This window comes from Achromobacter ruhlandii, assembly GCF_002082135.1.
GTDB lineage: Bacteria > Pseudomonadota > Gammaproteobacteria > Burkholderiales > Burkholderiaceae_B > Achromobacter > Achromobacter ruhlandii.
Genome location: NZ_CP017433.1, coordinates 311,982 through 329,089, shown reverse-complemented (window position 1 = coordinate 329,089; position 17,108 = coordinate 311,982). Strand labels below are relative to the sequence as shown.

Annotated in this window: 18 protein-coding genes and 1 riboswitch; of the genes, 10 read left to right on the top strand and 8 right to left on the bottom strand. The window is 69.3% G+C overall.

The features are described 5' to 3' along the window. Window positions 1-11 precede the first annotated feature (11 nt). From AruCF_RS01470 to AruCF_RS01455, 4 genes are all read right to left on the bottom strand, one after another. The gene (locus tag AruCF_RS01470; RefSeq protein WP_063569501.1) at window positions 12-1,259 is read right to left on the bottom strand and encodes a muropeptide transporter; all 1,248 of its coding nucleotides are present in this window, start codon (window positions 1,257-1,259) and stop codon (window positions 12-14) included. A 102-nt stretch (window positions 1,260-1,361) separates the two neighbouring features. Beyond that, window positions 1,362-1,976 carry a methionine biosynthesis protein MetW gene (metW, locus tag AruCF_RS01465; RefSeq protein ID WP_049070919.1) on the bottom strand — a complete coding sequence of 205 codons (615 nt, stop codon included), beginning with the start codon at window positions 1,974-1,976 and terminating at the stop codon, window positions 1,362-1,364. Continuing rightward, complete coding sequence (gene metX, locus AruCF_RS01460) at window positions 1,973-3,244, bottom strand: homoserine O-succinyltransferase MetX (protein ID WP_049070916.1); 1,272 nt, start codon at window positions 3,242-3,244, stop codon at window positions 1,973-1,975. Before metX ends, metW begins: the two co-directional genes overlap by 4 nt. Continuing rightward, a riboswitch (SAM riboswitch) is annotated at window positions 3,234-3,315 on the bottom strand. (Overlaps the previous gene by 11 nt.) Window positions 3,316-3,472: 157 nt before the next feature. Beyond that, window positions 3,473-4,228 carry a GntR family transcriptional regulator gene (locus AruCF_RS01455; RefSeq protein WP_049070914.1) on the bottom strand — a complete coding sequence of 252 codons (756 nt, stop codon included), beginning with the start codon at window positions 4,226-4,228 and terminating at the stop codon, window positions 3,473-3,475. A gap of 182 nt (window positions 4,229-4,410) precedes the next feature. On the opposite strand from AruCF_RS01455, the gene AruCF_RS01450 reads away from it, so the two are divergent. The 6 genes from AruCF_RS01450 (at window position 4,411) to AruCF_RS01425 (ending at window position 9,865) form a co-directional block, all read left to right on the top strand. Beyond that, a complete protein-coding gene (locus AruCF_RS01450) occupies window positions 4,411-4,692 on the top strand; it encodes a UxaA family hydrolase (RefSeq protein ID WP_049070913.1) in 282 nt (93 codons plus the stop codon). 30 nt (window positions 4,693-4,722) lie between these two features. Then, window positions 4,723-5,898 (top strand): UxaA family hydrolase, encoded by a 1,176-nt coding sequence (locus tag AruCF_RS01445; protein WP_006386837.1) that lies wholly within the window; start codon window positions 4,723-4,725, stop codon window positions 5,896-5,898. Between the two features lie 298 nt (window positions 5,899-6,196). After that, window positions 6,197-7,210, top strand: a complete 1,014-nt coding sequence (locus AruCF_RS01440) for a Bug family tripartite tricarboxylate transporter substrate binding protein (RefSeq protein ID WP_049070912.1) — start codon at window positions 6,197-6,199, stop codon at window positions 7,208-7,210. A gap of 13 nt (window positions 7,211-7,223) precedes the next feature. Beyond that, the gene (locus tag AruCF_RS01435; protein WP_049070910.1) at window positions 7,224-8,159 is read left to right on the top strand and encodes a hydroxyacid dehydrogenase; all 936 of its coding nucleotides are present in this window, start codon (window positions 7,224-7,226) and stop codon (window positions 8,157-8,159) included. Between the two features lie 30 nt (window positions 8,160-8,189). Beyond that, window positions 8,190-9,197 (top strand): Ldh family oxidoreductase, encoded by a 1,008-nt coding sequence (locus tag AruCF_RS01430; RefSeq protein WP_049070908.1) that lies wholly within the window; start codon window positions 8,190-8,192, stop codon window positions 9,195-9,197. A 59-nt stretch (window positions 9,198-9,256) separates the two neighbouring features. Beyond that, a complete protein-coding gene (locus AruCF_RS01425; protein ID WP_049070907.1) occupies window positions 9,257-9,865 on the top strand; it encodes an SUKH-4 family immunity protein in 609 nt (202 codons plus the stop codon). A gap of 56 nt (window positions 9,866-9,921) precedes the next feature. Here the strand turns inward: AruCF_RS01425 and AruCF_RS01420 are convergent, their stop codons facing one another. Further along, entirely contained in the window at window positions 9,922-10,821 is a 900-nt protein-coding gene (locus AruCF_RS01420; RefSeq protein WP_049070905.1) for an AEC family transporter, read from the bottom strand. Between the two features lie 118 nt (window positions 10,822-10,939). Between AruCF_RS01420 and AruCF_RS01415 the strand changes: the two genes are divergently transcribed. Next, the gene (locus tag AruCF_RS01415) at window positions 10,940-11,191 is read left to right on the top strand and encodes a helix-turn-helix domain-containing protein (protein WP_049070904.1); all 252 of its coding nucleotides are present in this window, start codon (window positions 10,940-10,942) and stop codon (window positions 11,189-11,191) included. Here AruCF_RS01415 and AruCF_RS01410 read toward each other — a convergent pair. Then, complete coding sequence (locus AruCF_RS01410; protein WP_049070903.1) at window positions 11,181-11,720, bottom strand: hypothetical protein; 540 nt, start codon at window positions 11,718-11,720, stop codon at window positions 11,181-11,183. The genes AruCF_RS01415 and AruCF_RS01410 overlap by 11 nt on opposite strands. Before the next feature lie 46 nt (window positions 11,721-11,766). Between AruCF_RS01410 and AruCF_RS01405 the strand changes: the two genes are divergently transcribed. From AruCF_RS01405 to AruCF_RS01395, 3 genes are read left to right on the top strand one after another with little or no spacing between them, the layout of a single operon-like run. Continuing rightward, window positions 11,767-12,675, top strand: coding sequence for an alpha/beta hydrolase (locus tag AruCF_RS01405; RefSeq protein WP_049070901.1), 909 nt, complete (start codon window positions 11,767-11,769; stop codon window positions 12,673-12,675). A gap of 32 nt (window positions 12,676-12,707) precedes the next feature. Next, entirely contained in the window at window positions 12,708-14,279 is a 1,572-nt protein-coding gene (gshA, locus tag AruCF_RS01400) for a glutamate--cysteine ligase (RefSeq protein WP_049070899.1), read from the top strand. 38 nt (window positions 14,280-14,317) lie between these two features. Then, entirely contained in the window at window positions 14,318-14,839 is a 522-nt protein-coding gene (locus AruCF_RS01395; protein WP_049070897.1) for a lipocalin family protein, read from the top strand. Between the two features lie 102 nt (window positions 14,840-14,941). Here the strand turns inward: AruCF_RS01395 and AruCF_RS01390 are convergent, their stop codons facing one another. Both AruCF_RS01390 and AruCF_RS01385 read right to left on the bottom strand, forming a co-directional pair. Continuing rightward, entirely contained in the window at window positions 14,942-15,883 is a 942-nt protein-coding gene (locus AruCF_RS01390; protein ID WP_049070895.1) for a M14 family metallopeptidase, read from the bottom strand. Window positions 15,884-15,972: 89 nt separating this feature from the next. Next, window positions 15,973-16,962 (bottom strand): Bug family tripartite tricarboxylate transporter substrate binding protein, encoded by a 990-nt coding sequence (locus tag AruCF_RS01385; protein ID WP_049070893.1) that lies wholly within the window; start codon window positions 16,960-16,962, stop codon window positions 15,973-15,975. Between the last annotated feature and the right edge of the window lie 146 nt (window positions 16,963-17,108).

Here is a 17,108-nt window from a genome sequence, read left to right as displayed (position 1 = left end):
CGGGCCTGGCGTCAGGCGTCGCCGTCCTGCATCATGGCCTCGATGCGGCCGCGCAGCAGATACAGCAGCAACAGGCCCGGCAGCGCGATGACGACCGTCACCAGGAAGAATCCGGGCCAGCCCAGGTGCTCCACCAATGGCGGCGTCAAAGGCCCGGCCAGATAGGTCCGGCCCACCGCCGACAAGGCCGACAGGAGCGCGAACTGCGTGGCCGAAAAGCGCTGGCGGCACAGGGCCATCAAGAGCCCGACGAAGGCCGCCGTGCCCAGGCCGCCGCACAGGTTTTCCAGCCCCACCGCCGCGCCCATCAGCCAGATGCTCTTGGGGGTGACGGCGATCAGCCAGTAGCCCAGGTTGGACACCGCTTGCAGCAGGCCGAACACCATCAGCGACCGGTACAGGGTCCAGCGCGACATGACGAGGCCACCGGCCAGCGCCCCCACCACGGTCGCGGCCATGCCCATGACCTTGTTGACCGCGCCGACCTCGGTGGGCGTGTAGCCCGCGCCTCGGATCAGGAAGGTGGTCGAGAGCGCGCCGGCAAAGGCGTCGCCCAGCTTGTACAGCACGATCAGCAGCAGCACCGCCAGCGCGCCGCGCCGGGTGAAGAATTCCTGCAGGGGCGCCGACACGGCCTCGCCCAGGCTGCGCGGCGGCTTGGCCACGTGCTCCGGCTCGGGCGCCCACAGCGTCGCCAGCGCGCACAGCAGCATCAGGCCGCCCATCACCACGTAGGTATTGCCCCAGCCGATCCACTGGTCGGCCAGGATCAGCGCCAGCCCGCCCGAGACGATCATCGCCACCCGGTAGCCCATGACCTTGATGGCCGCGCCCGCGCCGCGCTCTTCCTTGCGCAGCACGTCGGTGCAATAGGCGTCGAAGGCGATGTCCTGGGTGGCCGAGAGGAACGCCACCAGCACGGCCAGCAGGGCCAGCGTCTGCAGCGCCGAGGACGGCGACAGCGTGCCCATGACCATGATCGCCAGCCCCAGCAACACCTGCGTCAGCAGCATCCAGCCGCGGCGCCGGCCCAGCAGCGGCGGCGCATAGCGGTCCACCAGCGGCGCCCACAGGAACTTGAGCGTGTAGGCCGTGCCCACCAGGGTCAGGAAACCGATCTGCTGCAAGGGCACGCCGGCCACCGTGGCCCAGGCCTGCAGGGTGCCGCTGGTCAGCGCCAGCGGCAATCCGCTGGCGAACCCCAGGACCAGCAGGGGCGCGACGCGGGGACTGGTGTAGACGTTGGATACAGCGGTAATGACGGTCTCCTGAAACGGCCCGGCCGGGCGCACGGACGGGCGCGGCGGGCTTGCGGCATTTTAGGCGCTGGCGCCCGGGCCGTCAGCCTGCGTTTCAGAATGTCAGGGCGAAGCGAAGCGGTACACCGCCAGCGTGCTGCGCCAGCTCGGAAAGGCCTTGATCTCGCGCCCTTCGTTGAAGGTGGCGCGCTCCAGGATGCGCAGGCCGAGTTCGCCAGCCAGCTGCTCGAAATCGCGCAGCGTGCACAGGTGGATGTTGGGCGTGTTGTACCACTGATACGGCATCTGGCCCGTCACCGGCATGCGGCCGCGCAGGATGGCCCAACCGTGCGGCCAGTAGCCGAAGTTGGGAAACGACACCACGCCATGGCGCGCCACCCGCGCCATTTCGCGCAGGATGTGCTCGGTGCGATGCATCGACTGCAGCGTCTGCGACAGCACCACGGTATCGAATTGCTTGTCGTCGAACAGCGCCAGGCCGTCTTCCAGGTTCTGCTGGATCACCTCGACGCCGCGCCGCACGCAGGCGATGACGCAGGTGTCGTCCAGTTCGACGCCAGCGCCGCGCACCTGGCGATGGTCGCGCAGGTGCGCCAGCAGCGCGCCGTCGCCGCAGCCCAGGTCCAGCACCCGGCTGCCGGGTTCGATCCAGCTGGCAATGCGCGCCAGGTCAGGACGCAGCGTATTGACGGCGGGACGGGGAGTCACGGGATTCATGCGGAGCGTCCTTCGGTCTGAGCGGCGCCGGTCAGCCCCAATTCGCGGGCGATGCGCTCGTAATAGCCGCGAACCACGGCATGGTAGCGCGCGTCGTCCAGCAGGAAGGCATCGTGACCATGCGGCGCGTCGATCTCGGCATAGGTGACGGGGCTGGAATTCTTGAGCAGGGCGCGCACGATCTCGCGCGACCGCTCCGGCGGGAAGCGCCAGTCGGTGGTGAACGACACCAGCAGGAAGTCGGCCTTGGCCGGCGCCAGCGCGCGCGCCAGGTCGCCGCCGGTCTTGCGCGCCGGATCGAAATAATCCAGCGCGCGGGTGATCAGCAGGTAGGTATTGGCGTCGAAATAGCGGGTGAACTTCTCGCCCTGGTAGCGCAGATACGACTCGACCTCGAACTCAACGTCGTAGCCGTAGCGGTAGGCGCCATTGGCGGCGGGTTCGCGCTGGGCGCGGCCGAATTTCTCGGCCATGTCGTCGTCGGACAGGTAGGTGATGTGGCCGATCATGCGCGCCACCGACAGGCCGCGGCGCGGCACGGTTTCCTGCGCGTAATAGTCGCCGCCATGGAAATCCGGATCGGTGATGATGGCGCGCCGCGCCACTTCGTTAAAGCCGATGTTCTGCGCCGACAGGCGCGGTGTGCTGGCGATGACCACGCAATGGGCCACGCGCTCGGGCAGCGTGATGGCCCAGCTCAGGGCCTGCATGCCGCCCAGCGACCCGCCCATCACGGCGGCGAAGCGCTCGATGCCGAAGTGGTCCGCGACCCGCGCCTGCGCCTGCACCCAGTCCTCCACCGTCAGCACCGGAAAGGCGGCGCCCCAGGGCTTGCCGGTCTCGGGATTGATGCTGGCCGGGCCGGTCGAGCCGAAGCACGAGCCCAGGTTGTTGACGCCGATGACGAAGAACACGTTGGTGTCGACCGGCTTGCCGGGGCCCACCATGTTGTCCCACCAACCGACGTCGCTGGGGCTGTCCGCGGCCTGGCCGGCCACGTGGTGTGAGGCGTTCAGGGCATGGCAGATCAGCACCGCATTGCTGCGCGTGGCATTGAGCGTGCCATAGGTCTCGACCGCCAGCTCGTAGCTGGCCAGCGACTGGCCGCTGAGCAACGGCAGCGGTTCGTCGAAACGCAGGAAGATGGGAGCGACGAGTCCGACGGAACCGGGATCAGCGGCGTCGGACTGCGTGATGGCGGCGGCGGGCAGGGTCGCGAGCGCGGCGCTGGCCGAATCACCGGCCAAATGTTGGGCAGGAGTGGTCATACGGACCTCTTTAGCTGGATTTATTGGAAGGCGCCCGCAAGCGGATCAGGCAAATCGGCGCCGAAAATTGGGTAGTGCGGCAGGAATTCTAGCACTGCTGGCGGCAGGGACGGCAAGCGGCCGGGAACGGCCGTGGCCGTCAGCGCCGTGATCGCGGGAAGGCCCGCATCGGAATGCCAGCCCCCTTCCCCGCCGGCCGCATGCTCCCGCTCCGAGGCGGCAGGGGCCTCAGGCCCCCGCCTCCCAGGGCTCGTGGCCCAGGTACTCGTAGCGTTCGGTATTGACGCGCGAGATGCGCCATTCGACCGGCTGGCGGTTGTACGAATAAGCCACGCGGCGGATCTCCAGCAGCGCCGTGCCCTCGGCCACGCCCAGCCAGCGGGCATGGGCGCGGTCCGCCAGGCAGGTGCGCAGGCGTTCGTCGGTGGCGATGACATTGACGCCGAAGACGTCCTGGTACAGCGCATACAGCGTGCTGGCGCGCTCGCGCAGGTGCGCCTCGGTCATGCCGGGAAAGCGCGATTCCGGCAGGCAGATGTCATCGACCATGACCACGTCGCCGTTCAGCGACAGCATGTTGAGGAACTCGAACACGTAGGCGCCGGCCGGCAGCCCCAGCTTGTCGCGCGCCTCGGCCGAGGCCTTGACGCGACGAAAGCGCAGCAGCTCGGTGGTCGGGTACGACTTGTGGCCGTCCTGGCGCAGGATGCGGAAGAACTTGAAGAAGTGGTGGTTGCGGGTGTGCACCGCCACATAGGTGCCGCGGCCCTGGTGCCGCACCAGGATGTTCTCGGCGGCCAGTTCGTCGATCGCCTTGCGCAGCGTGCCGATCGACACGCCGAAACGCTCTGCGAGGTTCTTTTCCGGCGGAATCGCCTCGCCCTGCTTCCATTCGCCTTGGGCCAGCGCGGCAAGCACGGCCTGCTTGACCTGCTCGTACAAGGGACTGCCCAAAGGCACAGTCGATGACAGGCTGGTGTTCATGGGTGCATCGCAATAAATCCGGGCCTCCAGTGTAGCGGCGCGAACGGGCTCGGCTCAAGTCATACAATTCATATATATGATTTAGTTGACATGCAAAAAAGCCCGCCCTAAGATTTGCCGGACGTTGTGATCCGAAGCGCCCGCGGCACTCCGCCGCGGCGCTCACCCAGGAGAGGAAGACGATGATTCACGCCGTATTGCACGATGCCAAGGACACGGTGGCGGTCGCCGTGGTGGAAGGCCTGACCGCCGGAACGGAGCTCAATGCCTGGATCATGGACGAGGACAAGATCGTCCATGTGCGGGCCTCGCAGGACATCCCCATCGGCCACAAGGTCGCGATGAAGGACATGGCCGTGGGCGACACGGTCTACAAGTACGGCGTGGACATCGGCCGCGTGGTCGCGCCGATCCAGGCCGGCCAGCACGCCCACGTGCACAACATCAAGACCAAGCGCTGGTAAGCCGATCCTTCGCCCACACAGGAAACCATCATGTCCGTCATCAATGCTCAGACCACCTTCCAGGGCTACCGCCGCGACAACGGCCGGGTCGGCGTGCGCAACCACGTCATCGTGCTGCCCGTGGACGACATCTCCAACGCCGCGGCCGAGGCCGTCGCCAACAACATCAAGGGCACGCTGGCCCTGCCCCACCCCTACGGCCGCCTGCAATTCGGCGAAGACCTGGAACTGCACTTCCGCACCCTCATCGGCACCGGCTGCAACCCCAACGTCGCGGCGGTGGTGGTGATCGGCATCGAGGAAGGCTGGACCAAGCGCGTGGTCGACGGCATCGCCGCCACCGGCAAGCCGGTCATGGGCTTCAGCATCGAATTGCACGGCGACCACGACACCATCATGCGCGCCTCGCGCTGCGCCAAGGAATTCGTGCACTACGCCACCGCGCTCACCCGCAGCACGTGTCCCATCTCCGACCTGTGGGTCTCGACCAAGTGCGGCGAGTCGGACACCACCTCGGGCTGTGGCGCCAACCCCACCGTCGGCAACGCCTTCGACAAACTCTACGCGCTGGGCTCGACGCTGGTGTTCGGCGAGACCTCGGAACTGACCGGCGGCGAGCACATCGTGGCCGAGCGCTGCGCCAACGACGCCGTGCGGGAACGCTTCATGTTCATGTTCGACCGCTACCAGGCCATGATCGACCGCTGGAAGACCAGCGACCTGTCCGAATCGCAGCCCACCAAGGGCAACATCGCCGGCGGCCTGACCACCATCGAGGAAAAGGCGCTGGGCAACATCCAGAAGATCGGCAAGCAGTGCCGCGTCGACGGCGTGATCGACAAGGCCGAGATCCCCGACGGCCCGGGCCTGTGGTTCATGGACTCGTCCTCGGCCGCCGCCGAGATGGTGACGCTGTGCGCGGCCTCGGGCTACGCGGTGCATTTCTTCCCCACCGGCCAGGGCAACGTCATCGGCAACCCGATCCTGCCGGTCATCAAGATCTGCGCCAACCCGCGCACGGTGCGCACCATGTCGGAACACATCGATGTCGACACCAGCGGCCTGCTGCAGCGCGAGATCGACCTGAACCAGGCCGGCGACAAGCTGCTTGAATGCATGCTGGCCACCGCCAACGGCCGCTGGACCGCGGCCGAGGCCCTGGGGCACCGCGAGTTCGTCCTGACCCGCATCTTCGAAAGCGCCTGACGGGGTCCCGGCCCGGCGCGCGGCGGCCGTCCGCGCCGCCGCGCGCCGGACCGTCGCGGCGGCGGCCCTGCCGCAATCGCAGTCCTTGCAACACCGCGCTCTCGCGCAGCACCCGCAGTCCCTGCAACACCCCGCTCTCGCGCAGCACCCGCAGTCCTTGCAGCACCCCGCTCTCGCGCAGCACCCGCAGTCCCTCGCAGCACACGCAAAAAATGCATGCAGACCCGGGCGCAAGCCGCCACGGCAGCACAGGCGCAAGCATTCCTACCCGGGCGCCCATCCCCAAGGAGGAAGACCGATGAACCGCGAGCAACACCCCCCTATCGACGACGCGCAACGCCGGCGCGTACTCGGCGCGCTGGGCGCCGCCGGCCTCTGTGCGCTGGCGCCGTGGCAACAGGCGCTGGCGCAGAAGGGCAACTGGCCCGATCGCCCCATCAACTACGTCGTGCCCTTCCCGCCCGGCGGCCTGACCGACGTGGCCGCCCGCCAGGTGGGCAAGGCGCTTGGCGACGCCGAACGCTGGAACGTGGTGGTGGAGAACAAGCCCGGCGGCAGCGCCAACATCGGCGCCGCTCACGTCTCGCACGCCGCGCCTGACGGCTATACCTGGCTGGCCATCACCCTGTCGCACGCCGCCAATGCCACCCTGTTCGCCGGCAAGGCCGGGTACGACCTGACCCGCGACCTGACGCCGGTGGCTGGCCTGGCGTCCTCGCCCATCATGGTGGTGGTCAACGCCAAGAGCCCGATCAAGACCATGGACGACCTGGCCCGCGCGGCCGCCGCCAAGCCGCTGGCGGCCGGCTCCAGCGGCAACGGCACGCCGCCGCACCTGACGCTGGCGCTGTACCAGAAGCTGACCGGCGCGCCGCTGATGCACGTGCCCTACAAGGGCGGCGCGCCGTCGCTGACCGACCTCATCGGCGGCCACCTGGACGTGGTGTTCTCGAACTATCCCGAATCCCTGTCGCACGTGAAGAACGGATCGTTGCGGGCGCTGGCCATCACGACCCGGGAACGCAGCCGGGATCTGCCCGACGTGCCCACCGTGGCGCAGGCCGGCCTGCCGGACCTGATCGTGGAGAATTTCACCGGCGTCATGGCGCCCGCCAGCACGCCGCCGGCGCTGGTGCAGCGCATCGGCGATGCCATCGTCAAACAGATTTCGCAGCCCGCCATGCAGCAGGCCCTGCAACAACTGGGCTTCGTGCCGCAGCCGCGCGGACCGGCGGAATTCGGCAGTTATCTGCGATCCGAGGTCGACCGCTGGGCCAGGATCATCCGCGACGCCAACATCCAGATCGCCTGACGCCGGAGCCGCCATGCACGTGCTTATCTCGGAATTCATGGACGCGCCCGCGGTCGACGCGCTGCGCCAGCGCTTCGACGTGCGCTACGCCCCCGACCTGGTGGAGCGGCGCGACGCCCTGCTGCGCGCTGCCGGCCAGGCCGACGCCCTCATCGTGCGCAACCGCAGCCAGGTGGACGCGGCGCTGCTGGCGGCCGCGCCGCGCCTGCGGGCAGTCGGCCGGCTGGGCGTGGGGCTGGATAACATCGACCTGCCCGGCTGCGCCGCGCGTGGCATCCAGGTGGTGCCGGCCACCGGCGCCAACGCGCGCGCGGTGTCGGAATACGTCATCGGCACGCTGCTTGCGCTGCTGCGGGGCGCCTATGCCGCCAGTGCCGAGGTGGCGGGCGGAAAGTGGCCGCGCGCGGCCTTGTCGCAAGGCCTGGAGGCGCACGGCCGCACCCTGGGCGTGGTGGGGTTCGGCGGCATCGGCCAGTTGACCGCGCGGCTTGCGGCCGGGCTGGGCATGCGCATCGTCGCCTGTGACGCCGCCTTGCCGGCAGATCATCCCGCCTGGGCCGAAACCGGCGCCACGCGGCTGGAACTGGACGACCTGCTGGCCCAGGCCGACGCCGTCACCCTGCACGTGCCCCTGACCGCCGGCACCCGCCACCTGCTGGACGCCGCCCGCATCGCCCGCATGCGGCCGGGCGCGGTGCTGATCAACACGTCGCGCGGGGGCATCGTCGACGAGACCGCGCTGGCGGCGGCCTTGCGTGGCGGGCACCTGGGCGGCGCGGCGCTGGACGTGTTCGAACAGGAACCGTTGCCCGCCGGCGGCCCGCTGGCCGGCGCGCCCAACCTGATCCTGACCCCGCACATCGCCGGCCTGACGCGGGAAGCCAACACCCGCGTTTCCGACATGGTGGCCGCCGGTGTGACAATAGCGCTTACCGGCGGTGCCCGATGAAGCGCGGCGCGCCTCCCTGACAGGAAGGATATGGCTCACATCTATCTGGACGAACTCCAACACCTGGCCGCGGCCAGCCTGGCCGCCGCAGGCGCCAACCCGGCCATGGCCGACAGCACCGCCCGCGCGCTGGTCTTCGCCGAAAGCCAGGGGCTCAGTTCCCACGGCCTGTCGCGCGTGCCGTTCTACGCCGGCCACCTGCGCACCGGACGCGCCATCGGCAACGCCGTGCCGCGCATCGTGCACGAGCGCGGCGGCGCGGCGCTGATCGATGCCGGCTCGGGCCTGGCGTTCCCGGCGTGCGCGCTGGCGGTGGCCGAAGCCGGCCGCCGCGCACGCGAACACGGCGTGGCCTTCATCGGCGTGGCCAACAGCCACCATTTCGGCGAGGCCGGCTATCACCTGGAAGCCCTGGCCGATGCCGGCCTGGTGGCGCTGGCGCTGAGCAACTCGCCCGCCGCCATGCCGGCCTGGGGCGGCAAGCGTCCACTGTTTGGCACCAACCCCATCGCCGCCGTCTTTCCGCGTCGCGGCGGCGGCCGCATCGTCATCGACCTGTCCTTGTCGCAGGTGGCGCGCGGCAAGCTGATGATCGCGGCGCGCGACAACCAGCCGATCCCGCTGGGCTGGGCGCTGGACGCCGACGGCCAGCCCACCACCGATCCCAAGGCCGGCCTGGCCGGCAGCATGCTGCCAGCCGGCGGCGTCAAGGGCGCGATGCTGGCGCTGATCATCGAACTGCTGGCCTGCGCCCTGACCGGCTCGCACTTCGGTTTCGAGACCGAGTCGTTCTTCGTCGACGAGGGTGGCCCGGCGCGGCTGGGGCAGGCCTTCATGGCCATCGACCCGGGCGCGCTGGCCGGCAACGAGGCCTATCTGGAAAGAGTCGAAACGCTGGTGGAGGCCATGCTGGAAGACGACGGCGTGCGCCTGCCCGGCGATCGCCGCCGCAAGCTGCGCGACGAGGCGCTCAAGCATGGGGTGGAGATTCCCGAGGCGCTGATGGCGCAGTTGCGCGCCATGGCGGGCGCGGCCTGATTCCCGGCCAACCACGAAGCGCGCGTCCGGCCCCGGCGGCTGGCGCGCCCCCATCCGCAATGGACCACGACGAACTGGCCGGACTCTATGCCGGCGGGACCCTTCGACTGGCCGCCGACATGCTGGCAGGCGCCGGCCTGGACACCCCGGCTTGCGCCTGGCTGCTCGACCCCGGCCTTCCGGTGCGGCCCGCCCCCGCCCTGGCTTTGGTCGAGTTCGTGCCCCCGACGATACTTCCCTCAGCGACTGGCGCCGTGCTGGCCATCGCGCGCGAACCCTGGGCCGATGCGCTATGGCTCGCGGTCGCGTCCGATGGCCGGGTGGTGACGGCCGGCGAAGGCGCCACGCAGGTGTTCGTCAACACGCGGGTCGAGCACTTCCTGTATTTCCTCGCGACCCTGCAACGGTTCCAAGCGGAGGCCGGCCGCCATGATCCCGGCCCGCGTGTCTACACCCAGTCTGAAATGCGGGCCCGGCTCGACGCCCTCCGGCGCGGCGCGTTCCCGCCACGGTCCGGGCCCACGGCAACGCCCGCGTCGCCGCGGTTCGATCGTCCCGCTGCCCTGCGCCTGCTGGAACAGGCCTGGCGGCGCCGCGACGACGCCGCGTGGCGGCGCGGCGGCTGGTGGCGGCTGATCCACGAACAATTGCGCGACGGGCTGCTGTAGTTGCTGGACAGGCGCCGGCCAGCCGGACCGGCGGGTTTGGCGCCGCCGTCCGGCGGCTACGCCCGCCCGTGGCTGAACCAGAGCATGAGGGGCGCCAGCAACAGGAACACCACGGTCGACACCAGCACCGCGCCGGCGGCCGTATCGCCCATTGCGGTGTAGCGCTTGGCGTACATGTAGCTGACCACCGCGCAAGGCATGGCCATCTGCAGCGTCAGCGCACCGGCCAGCACCGGCTCCAGATCGAGGATCCACACGATCGCCAGGCCCGCGGCCAGTCCGGTCACCAGCCGCATCGCCGCCACCTTGGCGCCATCGCGCAGGCCATTGGCCGGAATCAGCGCCAGCGCATGCCCCAGGCTTAGCAGCATCAGCGGCACGGTCACGGCGCCCAGCATGCGGGCGGTCTCGATCAACCAGGCCGGCACGGGAATGTGCAGCAGGCGCATGGCCACGGCCACCACCGAGGCCAACAGAATCGGACTTTTCCAACTGCCCTTGGTATTGACCCCGGGCAGCAGCCGCACCGCGATGGTGTGCATCACGAAGGAATTGACGGCGAAGAACGCCACCGCCACCGACAGGCCGGCATCGCCGAACGCCAGTTGCGAGATCGGCAGGCCCAGGTTGCCGGCATTGGGCAGGAAGGCAGTCGGCAACAGGGTGCGCACCGGCAGGCGGCCCAGCTTGAGGAGCGCGGCGCAGGCCAGCGCGCACAGCAGCATCGCCAGCAGCGTGGCGGCCGCCACGTCGGCCAGCGCGCGGTCGTCCAGGTGGGTGGTGACGAAGGTATGGAACACCAGCGCCGGCGTGGTCACGGACGTGACCAGCGTGGTGATGAAGGCGCCGCCGAACGGCAGGTCGCGCTTGCCCCAGAACACGCCGATGCCGACGCACGACAACAGGGGCAGCATCAGCACGATGGCCGACAAATAGAACTGCGCGATGGCCAGCATCCGTTTATTCCATCAGAGATTCAAAGTGAGATACGTAGCGGCATCGGCGCTTGTCCGTCGGCCATCCCGGGCCGGAGCATGGGTTGTCTTTTGTCAGTCGCACCACGCCGTATCCGCCATGTCCGCCAAACCCGCTTTCGCCCCGCCGCGGGCGCCCGCCACCATCCGCCTGTCGCCGCGAGAATCGGCCTCGCTGCACTGGAGCGCCATCGGCAAGACCAGCTGGGAAACCGCCCGCATCCTCGACATCAGTGAAAGCACTGTCAATTTCCATCTGCGCAACGCCTGCCGCAAGCTGCAGGTGCGGGGCCGGCGCGCCGCGGTGGCGACGGCCATCCGGCGCGGGCTGCTGCATCCGGTCACGGCTTGACCACGACCGACCTCAGGAACTCACGCGCCCGTTCCTCGGGCAGGCTGGCTTCGGTGCCCGCCGCCACCGCCTCGATCAGCATGGTGTCGGTCACCCACACCCGCGCCCGCAGCCAGCCAGGCTTGCCCATGGCCTTGCCCTGCACGTCGATGTCCTGCCCGTAGGGCGGCCATTCGGTGGGCGGCGGCGCCTGCATGTTGACGTACAGCGAGCGCATCAGGGCCATGCCCAGCGCCTGCCGCGCCACGGGGTCGGCCGCGATCTCCGGCGGCAGCGGCGCCGATCCGATCGCGAACACCGCCTCGCCCACGGTGGCGGTGGCCAGCGTGAACGACAGCGTATGGGTGTCCAGCCGCAGCTGGCGGGTCTCGGTCTGCACCCGGTCCGGGAACGCCGCCCGCACCCGGCCGTCCGCCACGTCCACTTCGCGCCAGTTGTAACGGGGCGAGCAGGCGCTGGCCAGCAGGGCCACCACAAGAATCAGGCCGGCTTTCTTGAACATGAAACGAAACAGCGATGAAATCGTCATTACCGTAAAGACCCCACGGTCTTTTCATTTCGAGGACAGCCCCAAATTGTCGCCGATTTCGACCACCCCAGCGCCCGACGGCACACCCCTGGCCAATTATGTCTGGCCCGCCGCCCCGAATGTGCCCCCGCCGATCATCGGCCCCGGCACGCCCGGCATCTACCTGCTGCATGGCCTGAGCGAGCATGCCGGGCGCTATGACCGGCTGGCGCGCTGGCTGACCGCGCGCGGCTGGACGGTGGGCGCCCACGACCACCGCGGCCATGGCCGCTCCGGCGGCCGGCCCGCCACCCTGGCGCGCCAGGAGGACCTGGTAACCGACGCCGTGGCGCGCCTGGCCGACTGGACCGCCGCCCACGGCCGCCCGCCGATCCTGCTGGGCCACAGCCTGGGCGCCCTGGTGGCGGTGCGGATCGCCCTGCAGCGGCTGGCCCCGATCGACGCCCTGGTGCTGAGTTCGCCGCCCTTCGTGGTCAACGTGCCCCTGTGGGTGCGACGTACCCTGACCTGGATGTCGCTGCACGCGCCGGACCTGCGGGTTCCGCACGGCCTGGCGCCGGCCCGCATCTCGCACGACCGGGCGGTGGTCAAGGCCTACCGGTCCGACCCCCTGGTGCGGCGCAGCATGACCGGCCGGCTGGCCCGCTTCGTCGATGACGGCGGCCGCGATTCCCTGCGGGAAGCCCACCTGCTGTCCTGCCGCACCTTGCTGATGGTGGCCGGCGACGATTCCATCGTGGCGGCCGAGGGCAGCCGCCAGTTCGCCCAGCGCGCGCCCGCCGAATTGCTGACATTGCGCTGGTACGACACCGCCTGGCACGAGATTTTCAACGAAACCGCCCCCATCGCCGACCCGGTCTACGCCGACCTGGACGAGTGGCTGGCGCGCACCGCCGCGCAATTGTCCCTGTCCCCAGTACAGGCTCCCTCGGCAGAGGAGGCCAGCACCCCGTAAAATCCGGCGACAGACCCCATCGAGAAGATTCCGTGACTGATACCGCCGCCCAACGCCTCTCCCGCCTGGAGGCCAACCGCTCGCTCCTGACCCAGACCCTGCGGGGCATCGAGAAAGAAGGCCTGCGCGTCGACGAGCAAGGCATCCTGGCCCGCACGCCGCACCCGGCCGGGCTCGGTTCCGCGCTGACCAACGAACACGTCACCACCGACTATTCGGAATCGCTGCTCGAACTGATCACCGGCACCCACGACAACGTCGACGCCCTGCTGGCCGAACTGACCGCCACCCACCGCCACGTCTACAGCGTGCTGGACCACGAGCTGATCTGGAATCAGTCGATGCCGGCCACGCTGCCGGCCGAGGCCGACATTCCCATCGCCTGGTACGGCACGTCCAACACCGGCATGCTCAAGCACGTCTACCGCCGCGGCCTGGCCGAGCGCTACGGCAAGACCATGCAATGCATCGCCGGCGTCCACTACAACTTCTCGCTGCCCGAAGCGCTGTGGTCGGTGCTCGACACCCAGCCCGGCACCGACCAGGACCGCCGCTCGCGCGGCTACATCGGCCTGATCCGCAATTTCACGCGCTACTCCTGGCTGCTGATGTACCTGTTCGGCGCCGCGCCGGCGCTGGCCCGCGATTTCCTGCGCGATGGCGAACACGGCCTGCAACGCCTGGGCGATCACACCCTGTACCTGCCCCACGCCACCAGCCTGCGCATGAGCGACCTGGGCTACCAGAACAAGGCCCAGTCGCAGCTCAAGCTCTGCTACAACGATCTCGATACCTTCCTGGGCCGCCTGTACGACGCGGTCACCCAGCCCTGGCCCGACTACCAGAAGCTCGGCACGCATCGCAATGGCGAATGGATCCAGCTCAACACCAACGTGCTGCAGATCGAAAACGAGTACTACTCCAGCATCCGCCCCAAGCGCGCCACCGGCCGCTGCGAGCGCCCCATCACCGCGCTGGCCGAACGCGGCGTGCAGTACGTGGAAGTGCGCTGCCTGGACATCAACCCCGAATCGCCGGTGGGCATCGACGCCGACACCAGCCGCTTCGTGGATGCCTTCCTGCTGTTCTGCGCCGCCTCCGACAGCCCCTTCTTCCCGGCCAACGGCTACTGTCAGCGCAGCGCCGACAACTTCGCCACCGTGGTCAAGGAAGGCCGCAAGCCCGGCCTGCAGCTGGACCGCGACGGCAAAGCCATCGGCCTGGCGCAATGGGGCCAGGAACTGCTGGACCAGATCGCGCCCTACGCGGCCCTGTACGATTCGGCCCTGGGCGGCAGCGCCTATGCCGACAGCCTGGCCGCGCAGCGCGCCAAGCTGGGCCGGCCCGACGCCACGCCGTCGGCGCGCCTGCTGGCCGCGCTGGTCGACAGCGGCGAATCGTTCCACGACTATTCGCTGCGCCAGAGCCGCGAGCATGCGCGGTCACTGCGGGCCCAGCCGCTGCCAGCGGACGTGGCGGCCGAATACCGCCAGGCCGCGCTGGACTCCAGCGCCGAACAGCGGCGCATCGAGCAATCCGATGACGTCGATTTCGATACCTACGTCGCCCGCTACCATGCCGCGCTGAAGGCGCCGCGCAAATAAGGCGTATCGTTAGGGTTTTGGATCAGGAGGCTTTCCCCATGCGCCGCATTGCAACATTACTGTTGGCCGTCGCCGCCAGCGCGGCCGGAATCTCCCACGCCGCGCCGCCGCCCATGCAGACCGTGGAGTCGGTCGACCTGAAGCGCTATGCCGGCATGTGGTACGAGATCGCCAACTTCCCGATGTTCTTCCAGCGCAATTGCGTGGGCGACACCACCGCGGAATACACGCTGCATCCGGACGGCACCGTGGGAGTCAACAACCGCTGCCGCACCAAGGACGGCGACATCGACTCGGCCTCGGGCACCGCCACAGTGGTCGAAGGCAGCAACAACGCCAAGCTCGAAGTCTCGTTCTTCAAGCCGTTCAAGGGCGACTACTGGGTCATCGGACTGGACCCGGACTACCGCTGGGCCGTGGTCGGCACGCCCGACCGCAAGTACCTGTGGATCCTGTCGCGCTCGCCGCAACTGCCCAAGGAAGACCTGGACCGCGCCCTGGCCGCCGCCACGGCGCAGGGCTATCAGCTCGATGAATTGCGTTATACGCCGCAGAAGTAACGACACGGCCGGCCCGGCGTCGCAATGCCCGGAGGGCATGCGACGCGACGCCCGGCCGGGCGGATCGGCGCGGCGATCAGGCCGCGCCAACCGTCCGCGCCATCAGCCCGCGTAGTCGCGCGCCAATCGCACCACCGTCACGCCCGGCTTGAGCTGGCGCAGCGACGGCATCACCAGCGTGCAACGGTCATAGGGCGAAACGATCGCCCGGCCGTCGGCCCAGCCGATCACCGATCCCGCCTTCTCCAGCGTTTCCAGGCCCTGCCAGGGCTGCGCGAAGCTCACGTCCATCGACGGCGCCACCACGGCGTCGGTCACTTCCAGCACCCGCTGCGCGGCGTCGGGACGCAGCCAGCCGGCCGGGATGTCGGTGGCATCCGCCACATCCGCCGCGACCAGCATGCGCGCCACCATGTCGCGCGCCACGTCGCGCGCCGCCGGATCGCCGTGAAAGCCGCATTCGATCAGCAGCGCGCAGGCGTCCTCGCGCGCCGGATCGCCGAACTGCGCGAAATCGCGCATGCGCACGCCGTCCTTGTGGCCGGCGTCCACGATGACGTGCCGCGGCGCCTTCAGGCGCCGCGCCAGGGCGATATTGCGCGGCAGAAGGCCCGTCAACAGAAGCGGCGCGCCCGGCTCGTGCATGGAATGCAGGTCCAGCAGCCAATCGGCGCGCTCGACCCATGGCCGCAATTGCGCCGCGCGCTGGCGGTCGCGGGTCGTGGGATTGTCCAGGCGCTCGCCGCTCCAGACCCGGTTCATGTCCTCGTCGACGAAACGCGAAGCGTCATGGCGCGCCAGGTCGAAACGGTCGAACGCCGGCAGGTTGCAGAACGCGAGCGTCAGGCGGCCGCGGCGCGGCCGCAGGCCCGCGGCCAGCAGGTCCTTCAGCGCCCAGGCGCCGCACAGCTCGTTGCCGTGCACCAGCGCGGAGAGCATGAGGGTGCGGCCGGGCAGGCCCGAGTCGAAATGCCAGACGCCCGGCGTATCGGTGTTGCCCAGGCGCTCGGCGGCGAGGTCGGGAACGGAAAGCGTGAAATCCATGGAACGGCCTGCGTTGATAGGGTGTGGAATGGACCCGGATGCGCCGGCGGCCGGCCTGGGGCGGCCGCCGGCGCGGGAAGGCATCGCGCTTATTGCGCTTCGATCTTGGCCGCCTTGACCAGCTCGCCATACTTGCGCGTCTCGGCCGCCTGCGAGGCCACCGGATCCACGCCCGGCTGCGCCAGCACGCCGCCGGCTTCCAGCATCTTGGCGCGGAATTGTTCCGACCTGAGCGTATCGGCCAGGGCCTCGCGCAGCTTGGCGGCCACCGGCTCCGGCAGGCCGGCCGGCCCGTACAGCGAGAACGTGATGCTGAGATCGACGGCCTCGAAGCCCGGCGTCTCGGCCAAAGCGGGAATGTCCGGCGCCACCGGAGAACGCTTGGGCTGCGTCACGCCCAGCGCCACGATCTTGTCGGCGCGCACTTGCGGCAGGCCCGAGGACAGCACCAGCATGCCGAAGTCCAGCTGGCCGCTCATCAGGTCGGTCACCAGCGGCGAGACCCCGCGATACGGCACATGCTCGGCGCGCGTCCTGGTCTCCTGATTGATCATCTCGCCGGCCAGGTGCAGCGTGGTGCCAACGCCCGACGAGCCGTAGTTGAAGCTGCCCGGCGCGGCCGCGCGCAGCTTCTGCAGGTATTCGGCGGCGCTCTTCACGCCGGAATTCTTGCTGGCCGCCAGCACCATGGGTTGCGAGGCAATCACGCCCAGCGCGGTGAAGTCCTTGGCGCCGTCGTACTTGACGGCGCTGTTGATCATGCGGGCGACGACCATTTCATTGGTCGAGCCCAGCAACAGCGTGTAGCCGTCGGGCGTGGCGCGGGCCACGCGCTGCGCGCCGATGGTGCCGCCGGCGCCGCCGGCGTTCTCGACCACCACGCTCTGGCCGATACGCTTGGCCAGCTCCTCGCCGAACAGGCGGGCGGTCAGGTCAACGCTGCCGCCGGCCGGGTAGCCGACGATCAACGAGACCGGGTGGTCGGGGTAACCGGCGGCGATGGCCGGCGAGGCGATCAACGAAACGGCGGCACAGAGCGCGACCGACGCGCCGCGCAAGGCGTGCGGAACGAATTTCATGAATTTCTCCCTGGGGTGCTGAGGTGGACGGCGGCGCCGTCTCGTTCGAGTTTCGGGAGACATTCTGCGCGTGGGCCGACGGCATGATGTGCCAAGTCGGCACATTTCCGTGCTAATTCAGATCGCCGCTGGCCCGCCCCTGCGAG